This is a genomic window from Bradyrhizobium yuanmingense, assembly GCF_900094575.1.
In the GTDB taxonomy this organism is placed as follows: Bacteria; Pseudomonadota; Alphaproteobacteria; order Rhizobiales; family Xanthobacteraceae; genus Bradyrhizobium; species Bradyrhizobium yuanmingense.
Genome location: NZ_FMAE01000034.1, coordinates 1 through 16,133 on the forward strand (window position 1 = coordinate 1; position 16,133 = coordinate 16,133).

At 61.0% G+C, this 16,133-nt stretch carries 17 protein-coding genes and 1 pseudogene; 17 read left to right on the forward strand and 1 reads right to left on the reverse strand.

The genetic code is table 11. From position 1 onward, the window contains the following. Positions 1-315: 315 nt before the first annotated feature. Complete coding sequence (locus GA0061099_RS42475; protein WP_244621029.1) at positions 316-702, forward strand: WGR domain-containing protein; 387 nt, start codon at positions 316-318, stop codon at positions 700-702. Here GA0061099_RS42475 and GA0061099_RS36925 read toward each other — a convergent pair. After that, entirely contained in the window at positions 593-1,321 is a 729-nt protein-coding gene (locus GA0061099_RS36925; protein ID WP_074448520.1) for a helix-turn-helix transcriptional regulator, read from the reverse strand. The genes GA0061099_RS42475 and GA0061099_RS36925 overlap by 110 nt on opposite strands. Positions 1,322-1,526: 205 nt before the next feature. Here GA0061099_RS36925 and GA0061099_RS36930 point away from each other — a divergent pair, with 205 nt between their 5' ends. The 16 genes and pseudogenes from GA0061099_RS36930 to GA0061099_RS37010 all read left to right on the forward strand — a co-directional run. Beyond that, the gene (locus GA0061099_RS36930; RefSeq protein WP_074448521.1) at positions 1,527-2,162 is read left to right on the forward strand and encodes an acyl-homoserine-lactone synthase; all 636 of its coding nucleotides are present in this window, start codon (positions 1,527-1,529) and stop codon (positions 2,160-2,162) included. A gap of 36 nt (positions 2,163-2,198) precedes the next feature. After that, the gene (locus GA0061099_RS36935; protein WP_074448522.1) at positions 2,199-2,768 is read left to right on the forward strand and encodes a lysozyme family protein; all 570 of its coding nucleotides are present in this window, start codon (positions 2,199-2,201) and stop codon (positions 2,766-2,768) included. Positions 2,769-2,847: 79 nt separating this feature from the next. After that, entirely contained in the window at positions 2,848-3,144 is a 297-nt protein-coding gene (locus GA0061099_RS36940) for a TrbC/VirB2 family protein (RefSeq protein WP_036029551.1), read from the forward strand. Then, positions 3,144-3,482, forward strand: coding sequence for a VirB3 family type IV secretion system protein (locus GA0061099_RS36945; protein WP_074448523.1), 339 nt, complete (start codon positions 3,144-3,146; stop codon positions 3,480-3,482). Before GA0061099_RS36940 ends, GA0061099_RS36945 begins: the two co-directional genes overlap by 1 nt. Beyond that, positions 3,475-5,841 carry a VirB4 family type IV secretion/conjugal transfer ATPase gene (locus GA0061099_RS36950; RefSeq protein ID WP_074448524.1) on the forward strand — a complete coding sequence of 789 codons (2,367 nt, stop codon included), beginning with the start codon at positions 3,475-3,477 and terminating at the stop codon, positions 5,839-5,841. The genes GA0061099_RS36945 and GA0061099_RS36950 overlap by 8 nt, the downstream gene beginning before the upstream one ends. Continuing rightward, complete coding sequence (gene virB5, locus GA0061099_RS36955; protein ID WP_074448525.1) at positions 5,838-6,560, forward strand: P-type DNA transfer protein VirB5; 723 nt, start codon at positions 5,838-5,840, stop codon at positions 6,558-6,560. The genes GA0061099_RS36950 and virB5 overlap by 4 nt, the downstream gene beginning before the upstream one ends. Next, positions 6,557-6,802 (forward strand): EexN family lipoprotein, encoded by a 246-nt coding sequence (locus GA0061099_RS36960; RefSeq protein WP_074448526.1) that lies wholly within the window; start codon positions 6,557-6,559, stop codon positions 6,800-6,802. The genes virB5 and GA0061099_RS36960 overlap by 4 nt, the downstream gene beginning before the upstream one ends. An 11-nt stretch (positions 6,803-6,813) precedes the next feature. Further along, positions 6,814-7,800 carry a TrbL/VirB6 family protein gene (locus tag GA0061099_RS36965; protein ID WP_074448527.1) on the forward strand — a complete coding sequence of 329 codons (987 nt, stop codon included), beginning with the start codon at positions 6,814-6,816 and terminating at the stop codon, positions 7,798-7,800. A gap of 344 nt (positions 7,801-8,144) precedes the next feature. Beyond that, complete coding sequence (locus tag GA0061099_RS36975) at positions 8,145-8,816, forward strand: VirB8 family type IV secretion system protein (RefSeq protein ID WP_074448529.1); 672 nt, start codon at positions 8,145-8,147, stop codon at positions 8,814-8,816. Next, entirely contained in the window at positions 8,813-9,664 is an 852-nt protein-coding gene (gene virB9 / locus GA0061099_RS36980; protein ID WP_074448530.1) for a P-type conjugative transfer protein VirB9, read from the forward strand. The genes GA0061099_RS36975 and virB9 overlap by 4 nt, the downstream gene beginning before the upstream one ends. 11 nt (positions 9,665-9,675) lie before the next feature. Continuing rightward, positions 9,676-10,821 carry a type IV secretion system protein VirB10 gene (virB10, locus tag GA0061099_RS36985; protein WP_074448531.1) on the forward strand — a complete coding sequence of 382 codons (1,146 nt, stop codon included), beginning with the start codon at positions 9,676-9,678 and terminating at the stop codon, positions 10,819-10,821. Beyond that, a complete protein-coding gene (gene virB11 / locus GA0061099_RS36990) occupies positions 10,818-11,849 on the forward strand; it encodes a P-type DNA transfer ATPase VirB11 (protein ID WP_074448532.1) in 1,032 nt (343 codons plus the stop codon). The genes virB10 and virB11 overlap by 4 nt, the downstream gene beginning before the upstream one ends. Continuing rightward, positions 11,815-13,761, forward strand: a complete 1,947-nt coding sequence (locus GA0061099_RS36995) for a type IV secretory system conjugative DNA transfer family protein (protein ID WP_074448533.1) — start codon at positions 11,815-11,817, stop codon at positions 13,759-13,761. Before virB11 ends, GA0061099_RS36995 begins: the two co-directional genes overlap by 35 nt. Then, the gene (locus GA0061099_RS37000; protein ID WP_074448534.1) at positions 13,745-14,908 is read left to right on the forward strand and encodes an LPD7 domain-containing protein; all 1,164 of its coding nucleotides are present in this window, start codon (positions 13,745-13,747) and stop codon (positions 14,906-14,908) included. Before GA0061099_RS36995 ends, GA0061099_RS37000 begins: the two co-directional genes overlap by 17 nt. 352 nt (positions 14,909-15,260) lie before the next feature. Next, positions 15,261-15,695 carry a hypothetical protein gene (locus GA0061099_RS43260; protein WP_420886584.1) on the forward strand — a complete coding sequence of 145 codons (435 nt, stop codon included), beginning with the start codon at positions 15,261-15,263 and terminating at the stop codon, positions 15,693-15,695. Between the two features lie 62 nt (positions 15,696-15,757). Next, positions 15,758-16,133, forward strand: a pseudogene (locus tag GA0061099_RS37010) (transposase); the annotation flags it as partial.

Sequence of the window (16,133 nt, forward strand, 5' to 3'; positions counted from 1 at the left end):
CCGCTTCGCGTCAGGGATGGCAGCCCGTAAGGGGGAAGACCCGCTACGCGGGGGCTTCAGCGTAGCCAACAGCCCGGCCCGCAGGGCGACGCCCGCTTTCTTCGCAGCCAGAGGCGCACAACAGCCGATATATTTTCCGAGTCCGATCGCTGAACACCTCAATGGCTGTCATCACCGGTATTAAACTTCTGAATTGAGCCGCATGATCGATTCGCTAACTTAATTGGACGGTGGTTCCGACAGTTGCGATTCTTACGCATGTCCGAACTCACGGTGCCATACCTCGTGCTCCAACGGCGCGATCCGGCCTGCAATATGGCCAGGTTCTATGTCCTCACGATCGAACCGACTCTGTTCGGTGATACGGCGTTGGTGCGCGAATGGGGGCGTCTCGGCCAACGCGGCCGCCGGCGGATGGATCTGTTTGCTGGAAGGGTCCAGGCCGTCGAAGCGCTCGAGGCTTGGCTCGCCCGCAAAAAAGCCGTGGTTATGTGCCCAAAAATCCCGCGCCTTGAATGCAACCGCCTGACGTGGCCATCCAGCTTGAACCGTCACTCTTGGAACTTCTTACAAGCCGGACAGCTGTTTTGCATTACGGGAGCAATCCCTGACGAAACGCGAGCGCCACAGCGTGCGGGAGGGTCAATGCAGCAAGATTGCGCCTGGCGTTGTCCAGATGAAACTTCACACCCCGCGAGCTAACGCCAAGGAGCTGGGCAATATCCTGCATCGTCTTGCCATCGGAGATCCAGGCGAGACACTGCCGTTCGCGCTGCGTCAGCGGGTTGATGATTTCCCTTTCTGCCGAGGCGCGTCCAATCTTGGCACTCACATGCGCATGGTAGGTGAGACCCACCGTTTTCAAAATGTCCTGTGAGGTCTCCATGAAACGATCGAGTCCAAGGCTGCGCTCGTCGACCGCCAGCGTAAACGCCGCGAACTGGTTTTGACTCGAGGGAATGCGAACGGTCAGGCCGGTCCTGATTTTGAAACTTAATGCATCGTCAAACAGACGGCGCTCTTTCGGTGATCTTGCGCTTCGCGCCTCGCGGCCATCCCACAGCAATACTCGGCTCGTATTTCGCGGCTCCTGAAGAACGGGATCGATGTTGTGATAGCCCTCCCGAAAATAGTGGCTGATCCAGCTCTTTGGATAGGATGAGATCAGATTGGGGCCATTTGAGCGCTGGCCAAAATAAGCAAACCATCGGAACCCCAAAGCGTGCGCGGCTCGTTCCGCAACACGTCGAAAATCATCTTCTGTTTGAGCAGTGTGAAGACAATCGACAAATTCATCGCATGCTCTTTTGACATCTTTCATTGCGCCACTTCAGTCGTTTCTTAAGTCCCCACAACGCGAAACTTCTAACGATTCGCGTTCCACGTGCAGGCATTTATTGCGACGTTGCGGCAGCTTTGCGGCAAGAACGATTCCAAACTCTCCCTGTCAGAACTGACAGCGCAACGGCATGACCGTGGCTGCTTTCTTGATCTCGAAGCTGTGATTCGTAGGTTTGAGGTTAAGAATGAAGGTCATTGTGCGTAGCCGTGCGGCCCTCCTGCAGGACTCCGAACTAGCGCCAGGAATGCATCGCCTACGAGGGCGAGTATTCAAGGACCGGCTCGACTGGGACGTCTCTGTTTCCAACGGATTGGAGATCGATCAGTACGACACCTTCAATCCGACTTATCTCCTGGCGCTGGAACAGGGTGACGTTGTTGGGTGTGTTCGCCTGCTCCCCACCACCGGGCGCAACATGCTCGCCGATACGTTCCCAGTGTTGCTTGATGGCAACCCGGCTCCGAAAGCGACCACGATTTGGGAGAGCTCGCGCTTTTGCGTTGACACCAAGAGTGCGGCGGCAACAGCAGAGAATGGGCTGCGCAAAGCGACGTTCCTGCTGCTTGGCGCCATGCTTGAATGGGGGCAGCAGCACAATCTTCAGGCCATCGCAACCGTCACTGATCTGCGCATGGAACGTATCCTGCGTCGGGCCGGATGGCATCTCGATCGCCTCGGCTTGCCCCGCCAAATCGGCTCGACCAATGCCGTAGCCGGCTTGTTGCCGATCTCCTGTGAGGCTCTCGGCGCGATCCGAGCGGCTGGGCAGTTCTCGGGCCGTGTAATTGAGGCGCCATCAAACGTGGCGATCGCTGCCTAACACCGAACGTCATCAGCTCCTGACAAGGCTCTTACCATGGATCCCGCTGCGTTCGCAGCTCTGGTCGAACGATGCGCCCCGACCGCAATGGCCCGGCCGCTGACCGCCATCGTGCGGCAGGCGAGCTCATTCGAGCCGCTGCTCATCACCATTTATGGGCGCAAACCGATTCCGATTCAGGCGACCGATCGTGACGAAGCCATCCAGCTCGCAACCGAAGCCATCGCTAGCGGCCAGCAGGTCCGAACCGGTCTCGCCCAACTTGATGCCGAGGATACAAAGAAGGCAGGGCTGACGGCTGCCACCACCTTCGATCCGTGCCAGCACATTGCTGGCCTTGGCAGATTATTCGACCTGCGCCTGCAAGCGGCGAGCATCAAAAGCGCAAATCACGACCAGGCGACTGCCGAGGTTGTTGCGAGCTTTGCGTCCAAATCTCCCAGCCGAGCCTCCGAGGCTGGCATCCAGCCGACGGCGACCACCGGCCGTAACCGCCCCAGCGGCGATACGACAATCAATCCACCCGCAACCTCTGCCAGTGAGCACCCGCGCTGGGACGTCTATCACTCGGGACAAGGCACGTCAGCCTTCGTCTACGAACGATGAGAAAACGTCGTTTTTCCCCCTCAACTCAATACCGTGGTCCGGGCTCGGGTCCGGCTGCGGTGCCAATCGGAGCCATGCCATGACTTCTCCTCTTAAACACTCCGCTGCTCTCCTTTGCATGGGAGCCGTCCTCAGCATCGCGTTGGTCGAGCCGGCGCTGGCGCAGACCGCGAACATCGAAGGCGTGCTGCAGAACATCGTGAACATGCTGACCGGCAACGTTGCTCGTCTGCTGGCAACGCTGGCGGTCATTATCGTCGGCATCGCATGGATGTTCGGGTATCTCGATCTGCGCAAGGCCGCTTATGTCGTGCTGGGCGTCGCCATCACGTTCGGTGCTTCCGAAGTGGTCTCGACCTTGACCGGGGGTCACTGATGATCGAGGCAGCGCGTCTCAACGAGGATACCTTGTTCCTCGCCTGTACGCGGCCCGCCATGGTCGCCGGTGTCACCATGGAAGCCATGGCGCTCAACGTGATGTTCTCCTGCATCCTGTTCCTGGTGGCCGGGAGCATCGTCTACGGCCTGGTCGCAATTCCGATCCATGGGCTTTGCCGCATCATTTGCCGGCACGACCCCAACATGTTCCGAATCCTGCTTGCCTGGATCGAAACCCGAGGCCGCGCGCGCAACGCGACATTCTGGGGCGGCTCGTCGTGCACGCCCCTCAAACTCCTGCGGCGATATCGAACAGGGGACCTTAATTATGCGTAACAGGGCGCTGAAAACCCGGGAGATCGAGCCCGACGCCTACCTGCCGTTCGGCCGCCATGTCACCAACACGGCGATCAGTCTCACGACCCGAGCCCTGGCGACGGTGATCCGGATCGACGGCACTTCCTTCGAGACGGCCGAGACATCGGACCTGAACGATCTTCACAGCAAGCTGAATCTGACCCTGCGCAATGTTGCGGATCCGCAGCTCGCGCTCTGGACCCATCTGGTGCGGCGCCGGACGTCCATCTATCCGGACGGTACCTTTCGGTCGGCCTTTGCAGCCGCACTTGACGCACAATATCGAGAGCAGCTTTGCAAGGAAGCGCTTTTTCGCAACGATCTATATCTGACCCTGGTTTGTCACCCGGGTCGTGCGCCAACCGATACGGCGGCTGCATTCTTTCGGAGGCTCAGCCGCCGCGCCGCAAATTCCGCCGAAGTCGACAGCGCCGCCCTGAAGCGGCTTGACGACGCAACACGAGACATCGTTGCAGCCCTCGACCGCTACGGCGCCCGTGCGGTTGGATTGGTCGAGCGCGACGGCATCACCTTCTCAGAACCGATGGAGCTGCTCCACGCGCTCGCCTCTGGGGAGTGGATGGCGATGCCGTTGCCGCAAGGGCCGGTCGGCCCCGCGCTCTATTCCAATCGCGTCATCTTCGGCCGCGAAGCACTCGAGATCCGAGGTGCCGGCGGATCGCGCTTCGCTGGCATGTTCGGGCTGAAGGAATATCCCGCATCCACCAAGCCTGGCCTGCTAAACGCGCTGCTATCGGCGCCGTTTGAGCTCATCGTCACACAGTCATTCGCGTTTATGGCGAAGGCCGACGCCAAGACGGTGCTGACGCGCAAGCAGAACCAACTGGTCTCGGCCCAGGATCCGGCCGCCTCACAGATCGACGAGCTCTCTGACGCGCTCGACGATCTCGAATCCAACCGATTCGTGCTTGGAGACCATCACCTCTCGCTCCTGGTCTACGCCGATACGCCGTCCCAATTGCAGGAGCACATGAGCGTGGCCCGGCGCGCACTGGCCGATGCGGGTGCCGTGGTCGCACGGGAAGATCTCGGACTTGAAGCCGCCTATTGGGCCCAGCTTCCCGGACTCTTCAAATACCGGGCACGCACGGGTGCGATCAACTCGCGGAATTTCGCGGCATTCTCTCCGTTCCACACCTATCCTACAGGGAAGTCTGCGGGCAACCACTGGGGCCAGGCGGTGGCAATGCTCAAGACGGTGTCCGGCTCGCCGTTCTATTTTTCCTTTCATCATGGCGACCTCGGCAACACCTTCATCTGCGGCCCCTCAGGCTCCGGCAAGACCGTCGTACAGAATTTCCTGCTGTCGCAGGCCGAGCGGTTAGGAGCGTCCTACGTCTTCTTCGACAAGGATCGTGGTGCCGAGATTTTCGTGCGCGCTGCCGGCGGCACCTATCTGACGCTCCACAACGGCGTCCCGACCGGCTGCGCGCCGCTCAAGGCGCTGGAGCTGACGCCAGCAAATCTTTCCTTCCTGGGCAAACTTGTCCGGAAGCTGGTCACGCCGGAGGACCGCCCGCTGACAGTGATCGAAGAGGAGCGCATCGATTCCGGACTGCGAGCGCTCGGTCAATTGCGCCAATCGGAGCGATCGTTCGGGACACTGCGGGCCTTTCTCGGCCAGCAGGACCGCGAGGGCATTGGTGCACGGCTCGAGCGATGGTGCCGCGGCGCTCCCTTTGGCTGGGCGCTCGATGGGGATCACGACGCCATCGGCCTCGACGCCCGGTTCATCGGTTTCGACATGACCGACCTCCTGGATCATCCCACGGTGCGCACGCCGCTGATGATGTATCTGTTCCATCGCGTGGAGCGGCTGATCGACGGTCGGCGCCTGATCATCGACATCGACGAGTTCTGGAAGGCGCTCGGGGACGAGGCATTCCGGGATCTCGCCAACAACAAGCTCAAGACCATCCGCAAGCAGAACGGCGTCATCGTGTTCGGGACGCAGTCGCCACGCGACGCGCTGGCCTCGCCGATCGCGCACACCATTGTCGAACAATGCCCGACCCAGATCTTCCTGCCGAACGCGCGGGGAACGCGCTCGGACTATGTCGACGGATTCCATCTGACCGACACGGAATTCCGCCTGATCAAGGAGGAGCTCGCCCCCGAAAGCCGGCGGTTCCTGGTCAAGCAAGGCCATAACTCCGTGGTCGCGGAGCTCGACCTTGGCGGCTTCGACGATGCGCTCGCCGTCCTATCGGGACGCACCGAAACCGTCGAGCTCCTCGACCGCATTCGCAAGCAGGTCGGCGACGACCCGGCGCAATGGCTGCCGGTATTTCACGCCGAGCGGAGGAAAGCCCAATGATAGTCCGGCATATGCCGACAGTTCTCGCCTCCCTGTCTGCCGTCACCCTCTTGATGCCCAGACCCGCAGCGGCTGAGATCGTATTCGATCCAAGTGTGTATGCGCGTCAATTTGAGCAACTGACCGAACTGAAGAAGCAGGTCGATACCCTCACGTCGCAGCTCAAGGTCGCACAGGATCAGTTGAGCCAGGCCAAGCAGCTCTATGACAGCTTCAACAAGCGGACCAACGCCAACGACATTGGCGCGCTCCTGAATACGCCACAGTTCCGGAAAGTTCTACCCCAACAGTTCGGAGATATCGAACGTCTCATCGCAGGACAGGGTGGCGGCAACTTCGCCGACGCCATTAACCACTATCTTTCGCAGAACCGCGCCTATGCCGGCAACAGCGGCAATTCGTACTACCAGAGCGAGCTCGACCGGATCGCCCGGCAGACCGGGGCGAAGCATTCCCTTGGCCAAGCCGTCTATGACACGGCTTCGCAGCGCATCGATGCGCTTGAGGAGCTCAGATCACGGATCAGCTCAGCGACCGACGCCAAGGAAGTGCTCGATCTGTCGGCCCGGCTGCAGGCCGAACAGGCGCTGCTGCAGAACGACGTGCTCCGGATGCAGGGGCTGGCGATGATCCAGCAGGCCCGCGTGGACATGGATGGTCAGCGGGAACGGGAGAGACGGCGGCAACTGGTCGATGAGATGAAGGCGGCCCTGCAATGAAGACGAGACTTGCCATTCTTCTCCTCACCGGGGCCACGGCTCTCGCGGGCTGCAAGGACGCCGACAAGGGTCAACAAGCCAAGACCGTCGGCTGGTTTCTGGATCACCGGGACGAGCTCACCACGGCTCTCAAGGCGTGCCGCGACAATCCGGGCGAACGCGGGAAAACTCCCGACTGCATCAACGCCAATGAAGCCCGCAAGAAAGCCTTCGTCAAAGAGATGAAGGACGCCCTGAAGTAAGGACCGCCACGATGGCCGTAAACGTCTTCGACAGCTTCCTGAAGGAGTTCGAGCAACCGATCACGGCATTCGTGTCGACGTCGGTCTCGAATCTCGCCACCTACATCGATGGTCCACTTCGTACCGCAGTGACGCTCTACGTCATTCTCTACGGCTTTGCCGTGATGCGCGGCGCGATCTCTGAGCCGATCCTGGAATTCGCCTGGCGGGCGATGCGGATCGTGATCGTGGTGTTGCTGGCGACGAATTCCAGCGCGTTTCAGCAATACGTCACGAGTCTGTTCTTCGACTCGTTGCCGAAAGAAATCGGCAACGCGTTAGCGGGCTCAGGACTGAATACCAGTTCGGGAGCGCCCTTCGATCAACTTCTGTCCAAAGGGATCGACGTCGCCAACAAGATCTACGATCAAGCGGGAATCACCGATGTGGCGCCGGCACTGATTGCGGGCATTCTTCTCGTTTTTGTGGCAGTTGGTTCTTTCTTACAGTTCGCTATCCTGCTCTATGCCAAGGTTGGTCTAGGCGTCGTCATCGCACTCGGCCCGATCTTCATAGCGCTGGGACTATTTGAGGCAACGCGCCCGTTTACAGAAGCCTGGCTTCGGCAGCTCGCGAACTTCGTGATCCTGCTGGTCCTGGTAGTCGCGCTGGTCGGGTTGATGCTGTCCACTGTCAGCGGCTTCATCGACAGGTTTGGAGCCAATGCAGGAACGGCGGGCGAAATGGTGGTCGCCGCGGTCGCCATCAGTGCCGTGCTCGGTCTGTCCGGATATATCGCGCTTCAACTGCCGACCATCGCAGGCGGTCTCGCCGGAGGTGGGGCGTCGCTCGCAAGCCGGCTGGTCACAAACCCACTGATTGCAAATGCCACGGCCGCGGCAGGAGGAGCCTATGCCGGCGCGCGCTGGTCGGCCAGCCGCGGTCTCGCCGCGGTACGAGCTGGCCGCCAGGGCGGCAGCATCCGGCGCGTCCAATCCCAGGCGACCTCGACAACGTAAGCGAAGATCGCCGGCATCAGGCGACGATAAAGACAGGGGCATCAGAACGATGTGGCGTCGACTATTCATTATTTGCGTCATGGCATGGCAGCTTGGCGGCTGCGCGAACTGGTCAAAGGGGCCGCCTTCCTGCGATGGCCTGGCTCGGCGGCCACTCAATCGCTCATTGTGGGACTGGGAGTCCGGCGCACCATCCGCGACACCTGAGCCGCAAGCTTCGCCATCCGCACCCATCATCCGGAAGGGCGAGGGCGACTCGTCCGGACCCTCGACCCATCTCGCCCGGTCCGGCGGCTGGGCGGACATCGCGGCCTCTTACCGCTCTTGCGGCAAGGAGGCGTGAGATGGTCGGGCATGATGACCTGAAGAGCTATTTCGAGAATGCGCGGCGATGGGAGCAGGATCTGCTTCTGTCGGCCCATCGCTCGCGGCGAACAGCGTGGATGATTGCCGCGGGCGCCTGCGTCTTGGCGGTTGCCTCAGTCGGTGCTGTCGCAGCGCTAGCGCCGCTGAAGACGGTCGAGCCGTTCGTCATTCGAGTCGACAATGCCACCGGCATTGTCGACACCGTCTCCGCCCTCAATTCCACTCCGGCACGCTACGACGAAGCCGTCACCAAGTATTTCCTTGGACGCTACGTCCGCGCGCGGGAAGGCTACAGCTATCCGGAGGCGGAAACCAATTTTCGGACGATTTCGCTGCTTTCGGGGCAGGGCGAGCAAGCTCGCTTCGCAGCCTGGTACCGCGGCTCCAATCCTGAAAGCCCGCAAGTCGTTCAGGGCCGTTTTGGGGTTGCGACGGTGCGGATCAAGGCGATTTCGCTGCTTGCCGATAATGTCGCATCTGTGCGGTTCATGAAAGAGGTCCGCAAGGGCGAGGAGACCCATGTGACCCATTGGGTCTCGACCCTGACCTTCTCTTACGCCAACGCCCCGATGTCCTCTGCCGACCGCCTAATCAATCCGCTCGGCTTTCTGGTTTCGGAATATCGTGCCGATCCGGAGGTCGTGCCATGAAACGTCTCGCGCCTCTGATCATTTTGGCTCTCGGATGTGTCGGGCCCGTGCTGGCGCTGCAGCAGCCGGTACCTGGCCAACACGATGCACGCGTGCGCACTGTGACCTATGACCCAGCCAATGTGGTCCGCCTCAACGGCGTCATCCGCGCCTCGACCCAGGTCGTGTTTGCCGATGACGAGGAGATAGCGCATGTCGCCATCGGCGACGCCATCGCATGGGAGGTTGCGCCTGCAGGTTCGATTCTCTTCCTCAAGCCCCGCGAAAAACATCCACCGACCAATCTGCAGGTCGTCACCACCCGCCCCGACGGGCGCAAGCGCTCCTATCAATTTGAGCTGTCGATCGCCGAGACCACGCTCGCGGACAGCTACTTCGTCGTCCGTTTTGCCTATCCCGGCGACGAAATCGAGCGCCGGCGCGTTGAGGCGGCCGCTCGGGGCGCCGAGCGGGAAGGCGCCCTGATCGATCAGACCTTTGACCTGCATCATGCCTATGGTGCGCGTAACTGGCGTTTTTCGGCCCAGGGCTCGATCGACCTCGAACCCGAAGCCGTCTTCGACGATGGCAAGGAGACCACGTTCCGCTTCGCAGGCAATCGCGAGACCCCGGCGATCTATCTGATCAACTCGGACGGCTCTGAAAGTCTCGTCCCTAAGGATGTCCGCGGCGAGCTGGTGGTGGTCCACGCAACAGCTCGCGAGTTTCGGCTGCGCAAGGGCGACATCGTGCTCTGCATCTTCAACGAAGCCTTCGATGCGGTCGGGGTCAACCCCGGTACCAACACCACGAGCCCCTCGGTCGAGCGGCGGGCGAAGAGGTCATCTCCAACCACAAGGGCACGATAGGCGGGCACAACATGACCGAGCATGAGAACGAGATACTTGCCGGCGAACGTGGCATTACCCCGGTGGGAGGAGGGGACAATGGTCGAGCAGCCATGCTCAAGCGCGGTTTCGGCGCGCTCGCGCTGACCGCATTGGCCTTTCTGATCATCTGGGGCACCTGGAAAAGCGACAAGCCGGTCGGCGAGTCCGCCCGCAAACTCATGATCCGCCAGGCGGCCGCCTTCGAGCCCGCCGCGGAGCCACCTGCCGCACCCATCACCACCGCGTCCATTCCGGTCGCACCTATTGCTGTCACACCGGCGGCCGCCGTACCCGCCGCGGACCAAATGCTCGAAAGCGCGCGGCGCGCGCCGGTGCTTGCCTATAACCGGCCGGTCGCATCGGGGCGTCCGCCCCGTGACGGCCTGACCGCAAGCGGTGCTCTCGATCCCTATGATTTTGGGCGGCCCGAGCCACGCAACGAGCTTGCGGACAAGTTGAAACCCACGCCAATCGAAGGCGTGCGCGCGGCCCGGCTTCCCAATCGCAATCTTCTGGTCACCCAGGGCACATCGATCCCTTGCGTGCTGGAGACCGCGATGACGTCGGATGTGGCGGGCTTCGTCTCCTGTGTCGTGTTGCGAGATGTGATGTCGGATTCCGGCAACGTGGTGCTGATGGAAAAAGGCACGCAAGTCGTCGGGGAATATCGTGGCAATGTCCGGCGCGGCTCCAAACGGATGTTTGTGCTATGGGCGCGCGCCAAGACGCCGACAGGAGTGATCGTGGCGCTGGCCTCCCCTGCCACGGATGCGCTCGGCCGCGCAGGGTTCGACGGCGACATCGACACGCATTTCTGGGAGCGCTTCGGTTCGGCGCTGTTGCTGTCGATCGTTGGCGATGCCTCCTCCATTGGACGCCAGCAATTGCAAGATGGCTCGATCCAGATCAACAACACCGCTGGCGCGACAAACACCGCCGCCGGCATCGCCGTCGAGCAGTCAATCAACATCCCGCCGACGCTGAACAAGAACCAGGGTGAGCTCGTGAATATCTTTGTCGCACGCGACCTCGATTTCTCGTCGGTCTACCAACTCAAACGGATCGAAAACCGCACCCAGATCCTCGACCGCACCCTCCCCGGAGGCATCGTTGGCTCTGCTGTGGTGACGAAATGAGCGCAGGCGCATCGGTCAATCATGATGGCGGACGGTTGGTGCTGGCGCGCTACCTTGAGCCGCTGGCGCCATACCTCGCCGACAACACTCTCACTGAAATCGTTGTCAACCGTCCAGGCGAGGTTTTCGTGGAGGGGCCCACTGGCTGGACCCGGCATGAAGTCGCAGCCCTCACGCACACCTATCTCTCCCACCTTGCGACCGCGGCCGCCAGTCACACTCGTCAGGACATCGGGCCGGAATACCCGGTGGTATCGACCAGCCTGATCGGCGAGGAGCGCTGCCAGATCGTCGTGCCGCCAGCCGTGCCTGCTGGCACGATCAGCCTCACAATCCGCAAGCCCTCGACACTGACCATGAACATGGACGATCTTGAGCGGGTAAAGCTGTTCGATGAGGTCCGCTCCGCGAGTGACGAGCTGGAGGCCGACGAGCATCGATTGCTCGCTCTGAAGGAAGCTGGTCAATGGCGTGAGTTCCTCGAGCTTGCGGTGGCCACCCGCCGCAATATCCTGATCTCTGGGGCGACCGGCTCGGGCAAAACCACTCTGTCCAAGGCGCTGATTGCCGCGATTCCCGCGCATGAACGGCTCATCACCATCGAGGATACCGTCGAGCTTACAATTCCACACCAGAACTCGGTCCGGCTGCTCTATGCCAAGGATGGGCAGGGTGTCGCCAGGATCGGCCCCCGCGAACTCCTGGAATCGTCATTGCGCATGCGGCCTGACCGCATTCTGCTGCAGGAGCTGCGCGACGGCACCGCCTTCTTTTATCTCAGGAATGTGAATTCGGGGCACCCAGGATCGATCACGACAGTTCACGCAGACAGCGCCCGCCTTGCCTTCGAACAAATGACCTTGCTGGTCAAGGAGAGTGCGGAGGGACGTGACCTTCATCGCGACGATATTCGTTCGCTCCTGCTGCATCTCGTCGACATAGTAGTCCAGATGCAGAAGCGTAATGGCCGCTACCGCATCTCGGAAATCTACTATGACCCCGTTCGCAAGCGCGACCACGCCCGTTAAGGCGGCCCAGGGCACGGCGCTTGCCTTCGCGGCCGCCGCAGTGTTCCTGCTAGTCGCCTCCAACGTTCTGCTGCTCGGGCTCAGGCTTCACGATGGCGGCTTTCACTGGTCGGAGATCGCCACAGGCTGGCCGCGTTATGGCGCTGACCCGCGTTTCGACCGCTGGCTAACCCTGTCAACTCTAGCCGGCTTGATTGTGGTCTTTGGTCTGCTCGGTGCCATTCTCCGGCAGCGCCCGCTTCCCCTTCACGGCAAGGCCCGTTTCGCTTCCGAGCGGGAGATTAGGGCCGCAGGCCTGCGATCGGAGGAAGGCCTGCTGCTCGGCCGAAAGGACGGCAAATTGCTCTGCTTTGGCGGATCGGAGCATGTCCTCCTCTACGCCCCAACCCGCGCCGGCAAGGGGGTCGGCTATGTCATTCCAAATTTGCTTAATTGGCCCGATTCAGTTGTTGCGCTGGATGTGAAGAAGGAGAATTGGGATCGCTCGGCCGGCTTTCGCTTTAGCCACGGACAGGAGGTCCATCTGTTCGATCCGCTCGACGAGAACGGTCGCACCGCGCGCTATAATCCGCTGGGCTATGTGCGCAGCGATCCCACAGATCTCTATGACGATCTGCAGCGCATCGCAGTGATGCTGTTTCCGGCTGAGAGCCGCGGCGACCCGTTCTGGTTCGAGGCGGCTCGTTCATCCTTTGTGGCGATCGGCGGCTATGTCGCGGAAACGCCGGGCTTGCCACTGACGATCGGCGAGATCCTGCGCCAGCTATCGGCGACTCAGGACCTCAAAGCCCACTTCGACAAGATCATCGGCGATCGCAAGGCGGGTCCTTCCCCGCTGTCGCGGAACTGTATCACGGCGCTGAATGATTTCCTCGCCGCGTCCGAGAACACCTTGAACTCGGTGCGCAAGACCGTAACGGCGCGGCTCGGTCTCTGGCTCAATCCCCGCATCGATGCTGCGACGTCGGCCAATGATTTTGATCTGCGGCAGCTCCGCCAAGCTCCCATGTCAATCTATCTTGGTGTGACGCCTGACAATCTCGACCGCATGGCGCCGCTCCTGAATCTCTTCTTCCAGCAGGTGGTCGACCTCAACACTCGCGAACTACCCGAACAAAACCCAAAACTCGCTCGCAAGGTGCTGCTCTTGCTGGACGAATTTCCAGCGCTGGGCAATGTCAACGTGCTGGCGAAATCGGTCGCGTTCATCGCCGGCTACGGCATCCGCCTTCTCACGGTGATCCAGAGCCCGGCGCAGCTACGCGCGATCTACGGGATCGATGCCGCGCGTAATTTTATGACCAATCACGCTGTCGAGGTCGTGTTTGCTCCGAAGGAGCACGACGTGGCAAATGAGCTCTCGGAGCGCATCGGCTACGAGACCGTGAACGCGCGCAGTCGCAGTGGGCCGAAAGGGCTGGCGATGCGCGCGATCAGCGAGACCGTGTCCGAGCATCGTCGCGCTCTGATGCTACCGCAAGAGCTCAAGCTTCTTCCGAAATCCAAGGCCTTCATTCTCGGCACGGGCATTCCACCCATCATCGCCGACAAGATCATCTATTACGAGGACAAGTCTTTTCTGGAGCGATTGCTGCCGGCACCAGCCCCAGAACTACCCAAGGGACGCTCAAACGCACTGCTCGATGCCGAAATCAAGGAGCTGCGCTCTGAAATAGCGGAATTGCGCGCAGTCTTCCGGTCGCGGCCCATGACCGACGATGAGGTCGCCGATCCCTCCACGATGCCGGCCGGTGCCAGTTTCGATTTCGGTGACGTGAATGTCGACCTCGAAGGCCTTTCCGAAGACGACATGAAGGCCTGGGTTCTGAATTATATCGACGCCCAGGCCATCCCGCCGGCGCGACGGCCCGGCCGCAAGCGGAACGAGCAGCAGCATGAACCACACACGTGATGACAGCAACGAGTTCAGCCTCGAACGGCAACGTCGCGCCGCGGACGCTTCCAACCGAGACAAGAGGGGCGACGACTCCGGGAGCGAGCCAGCCACTGACAAGTCCTCCTCCACGGAACCGCTCGACAATGCTCTCCCGGATCGCATCCGCCGCAAATATTACCTGGTGACCAGTGATTCCGAAAAGGATGGATCTAGCCGCGAAGCACGGCTCTATGCCGATGAGCGGAAAGAGTACCTCGCGTTCAAGGCCACTGACGATCGCCTCGTCACCCGCATAGCTGCCGCTGAGGTGATCCGGGACATGGTCAGCGTGGCACAACATCGCCAGTGGGAGGCCCTTCACGTCCGTGGTTCCGTCGAGTTCCGACGCCAGGCCTGGCTCGAGGCTGGCGCGCGCGGGATGGATGTGAAGGGCTATGAGCCAAACGAGCTTGATAGCCAGGCGCTCGCTGACCGACGAGCCGCATGGGATCGAGCCCGCGCCCAGACCAAGGATGTAGGGGCTCGCTCGACCTCCGACAGGTCAACCCAGGCGGATAGGCTCGATTACGACAACGGCGTTTCCGGACGTCTGATGGAGGTCGGTATTGGCCCCTACCGCAACCGTCCCGACGCGGAGCCATCAACCTATGTAGCCATCGAACTGGACGATGGCCGCCGACATCAGGTGTGGGGCGTCGGAGTTGTAACTGACGTCGCAGACAGTGGCGCCAGGCCTGGCGACCGCATCTCTCTGCGAAGGGATGGCGTTGAACCAGTCATGAGGGCGATAAATTCCATAGACGCCGCCACAGGAGCCGCTGGCATTGAACGGCGCCAGATGTGGCGCAACACGTGGAGTGTAACGGTGGAGGCACGCCGTCCAGAGCGGACGGCAGCCGCCCATGATTCCGACCTGCTCGCGGCCCAATCCCAGATTGTCCTCATCAACAAGCTCGTCGAACGCGCGCTGCCGCGCGATGAGAATGCTCGTCGGAGCATCATGGCTTTCGCCAAGGAGCGGATCGCCGAACATCTTGAGAAGGGGCATTCGTTCCCGCGGGCGAATATTCTAGCTTCCGTTCAGGAGCGCGCCCAAGCTGGAACCGACAACGACCAGGCGCGTCGTGAAAGGCAAGTAAGAACGAAGGATCAAGAGCGCTGATGCTACGCTTCCCGTTGTGGGATCTGCCCTAGTGTCAGGTGATGTTCTCGTCGCGTGGCCGTCTTAGCTTCCGACGCGAGCTTGCATCGCTACTCAAAACCGACAAACAATGCGCTTCTTCGGATTCGAGCAGCTGACTCTTAATCAGCGGGTCCCAGGTTCGAGCCCTGGTGCGCCCACCAAGTTCTTCAAGGACTTACCCTCACGAACCGTTTGAGACGACCGAACTAAGACGGTTTTTCAAATGGTGATTTGGTGCCGATCGGAAGACGACTCGCTCGCGGAGAAAGACGAGCGGGTCGGCCTGCCCCCTCGATCAGTTCTGCGCCTTCCAGTGCTCCAGCAAGGCGGCATGAGCGAGGAAGACATCGCTGCCCGGCATTTTGTGACGCCGTCTATCGTGAAGCAGCGACTTCGACTGGCCTCGGTTTCGAACAAGCTGCACGACATCTATGCCGAGGACGGCATGACGCTCGAACAACTCATGGTAATCTCGGTGACTGCCGATCATGCTCGCCAGGAGCAAATCTGGGAGCAGGTTAGTCGCTCAGGCTACGACGAGCCATACCAGATCCAGCGCTTGCTGACGGAACAAACGCTTCGCGCATCCGATCGTCGCGTTCGGTTCGTTGAGGACGCGACCAAACCTCTGCCGAAGCGGCTCATCACCGAATTGACGGCGCATCGGACCCTGGCATTGCGGGATACGCTGGCAGAAAATCCCGAGATCGCTTTCCAAGCGGTGCTGCACAACTTCGTGCTGACTGTTCGCCGTCAGGACCTGTGAGACAAATTGTAGGATTTTGCGGAGGGAGGATTTCTGGTTCATCGTAGCCACCAGGAGCGAAGATGAAGCAGAAATCCGGACCGGGCAAAGCGCCGGCAGAACAAGTTATAAAGGACATTAGGCGACAGACCCGCCGGCATTATTCGGCGGAAGAGAAGATCCGCATAGTGCTGGAAGGATTGCGCGGCGAGGAGAACATCTCCGAGCTTTGCCGCCGAGAAGGCATTGCCGCCTCGATGTATTACGGCTGGTCCAAGGAGTTTCTCGAGGCCGGCAAGCGCCGCCTGGCCGGCGACACGGCGCGAGCTGCGACCTCCGGCGAGGTGAAGGACCTCCGCCAAGAGGCTGCCGCCTTGAAGGAGGCCGTCGCCGATCTGACCCTGGAGAACCGTCTGCTCAAAAAAAGTATGAACGGAGATGGGGAGGACGAGGCATGAG

Coding starts and splice junctions, on each gene's coding strand:
- GA0061099_RS36975 (WP_074448529.1), top strand. CDS start 8,145: ATGGTCGGGCATGATGACCTGAAGAGCTATTTCGAGAATGCGCGGCGA.
- GA0061099_RS36950 (WP_074448524.1), top strand. CDS start 3,475: ATGCGTAACAGGGCGCTGAAAACCCGGGAGATCGAGCCCGACGCCTAC.
- virB5 (WP_074448525.1), top strand. CDS start 5,838: ATGATAGTCCGGCATATGCCGACAGTTCTCGCCTCCCTGTCTGCCGTC.
- GA0061099_RS36945 (WP_074448523.1), top strand. CDS start 3,144: ATGATCGAGGCAGCGCGTCTCAACGAGGATACCTTGTTCCTCGCCTGT.
- GA0061099_RS36960 (WP_074448526.1), top strand. CDS start 6,557: ATGAAGACGAGACTTGCCATTCTTCTCCTCACCGGGGCCACGGCTCTC.
- GA0061099_RS36930 (WP_074448521.1), top strand. CDS start 1,527: ATGAAGGTCATTGTGCGTAGCCGTGCGGCCCTCCTGCAGGACTCCGAA.
- GA0061099_RS36940 (WP_036029551.1), top strand. CDS start 2,848: ATGACTTCTCCTCTTAAACACTCCGCTGCTCTCCTTTGCATGGGAGCC.
- GA0061099_RS36935 (WP_074448522.1), top strand. CDS start 2,199: ATGGATCCCGCTGCGTTCGCAGCTCTGGTCGAACGATGCGCCCCGACC.
- GA0061099_RS43260 (WP_420886584.1), top strand. CDS start 15,261: ATGAGCGAGGAAGACATCGCTGCCCGGCATTTTGTGACGCCGTCTATC.
- GA0061099_RS36925 (WP_074448520.1), bottom strand. CDS start 1,321: ATGAAAGATGTCAAAAGAGCATGCGATGAATTTGTCGATTGTCTTCAC.
- GA0061099_RS36965 (WP_074448527.1), top strand. CDS start 6,814: ATGGCCGTAAACGTCTTCGACAGCTTCCTGAAGGAGTTCGAGCAACCG.
- virB11 (WP_074448532.1), top strand. CDS start 10,818: ATGAGCGCAGGCGCATCGGTCAATCATGATGGCGGACGGTTGGTGCTG.
- GA0061099_RS42475 (WP_244621029.1), top strand. CDS start 316: ATGGCCAGGTTCTATGTCCTCACGATCGAACCGACTCTGTTCGGTGAT.
- virB10 (WP_074448531.1), top strand. CDS start 9,676: ATGACCGAGCATGAGAACGAGATACTTGCCGGCGAACGTGGCATTACC.
- virB9 (WP_074448530.1), top strand. CDS start 8,813: ATGAAACGTCTCGCGCCTCTGATCATTTTGGCTCTCGGATGTGTCGGG.
- GA0061099_RS36995 (WP_074448533.1), top strand. CDS start 11,815: ATGACCCCGTTCGCAAGCGCGACCACGCCCGTTAAGGCGGCCCAGGGC.
- GA0061099_RS37000 (WP_074448534.1), top strand. CDS start 13,745: ATGAACCACACACGTGATGACAGCAACGAGTTCAGCCTCGAACGGCAA.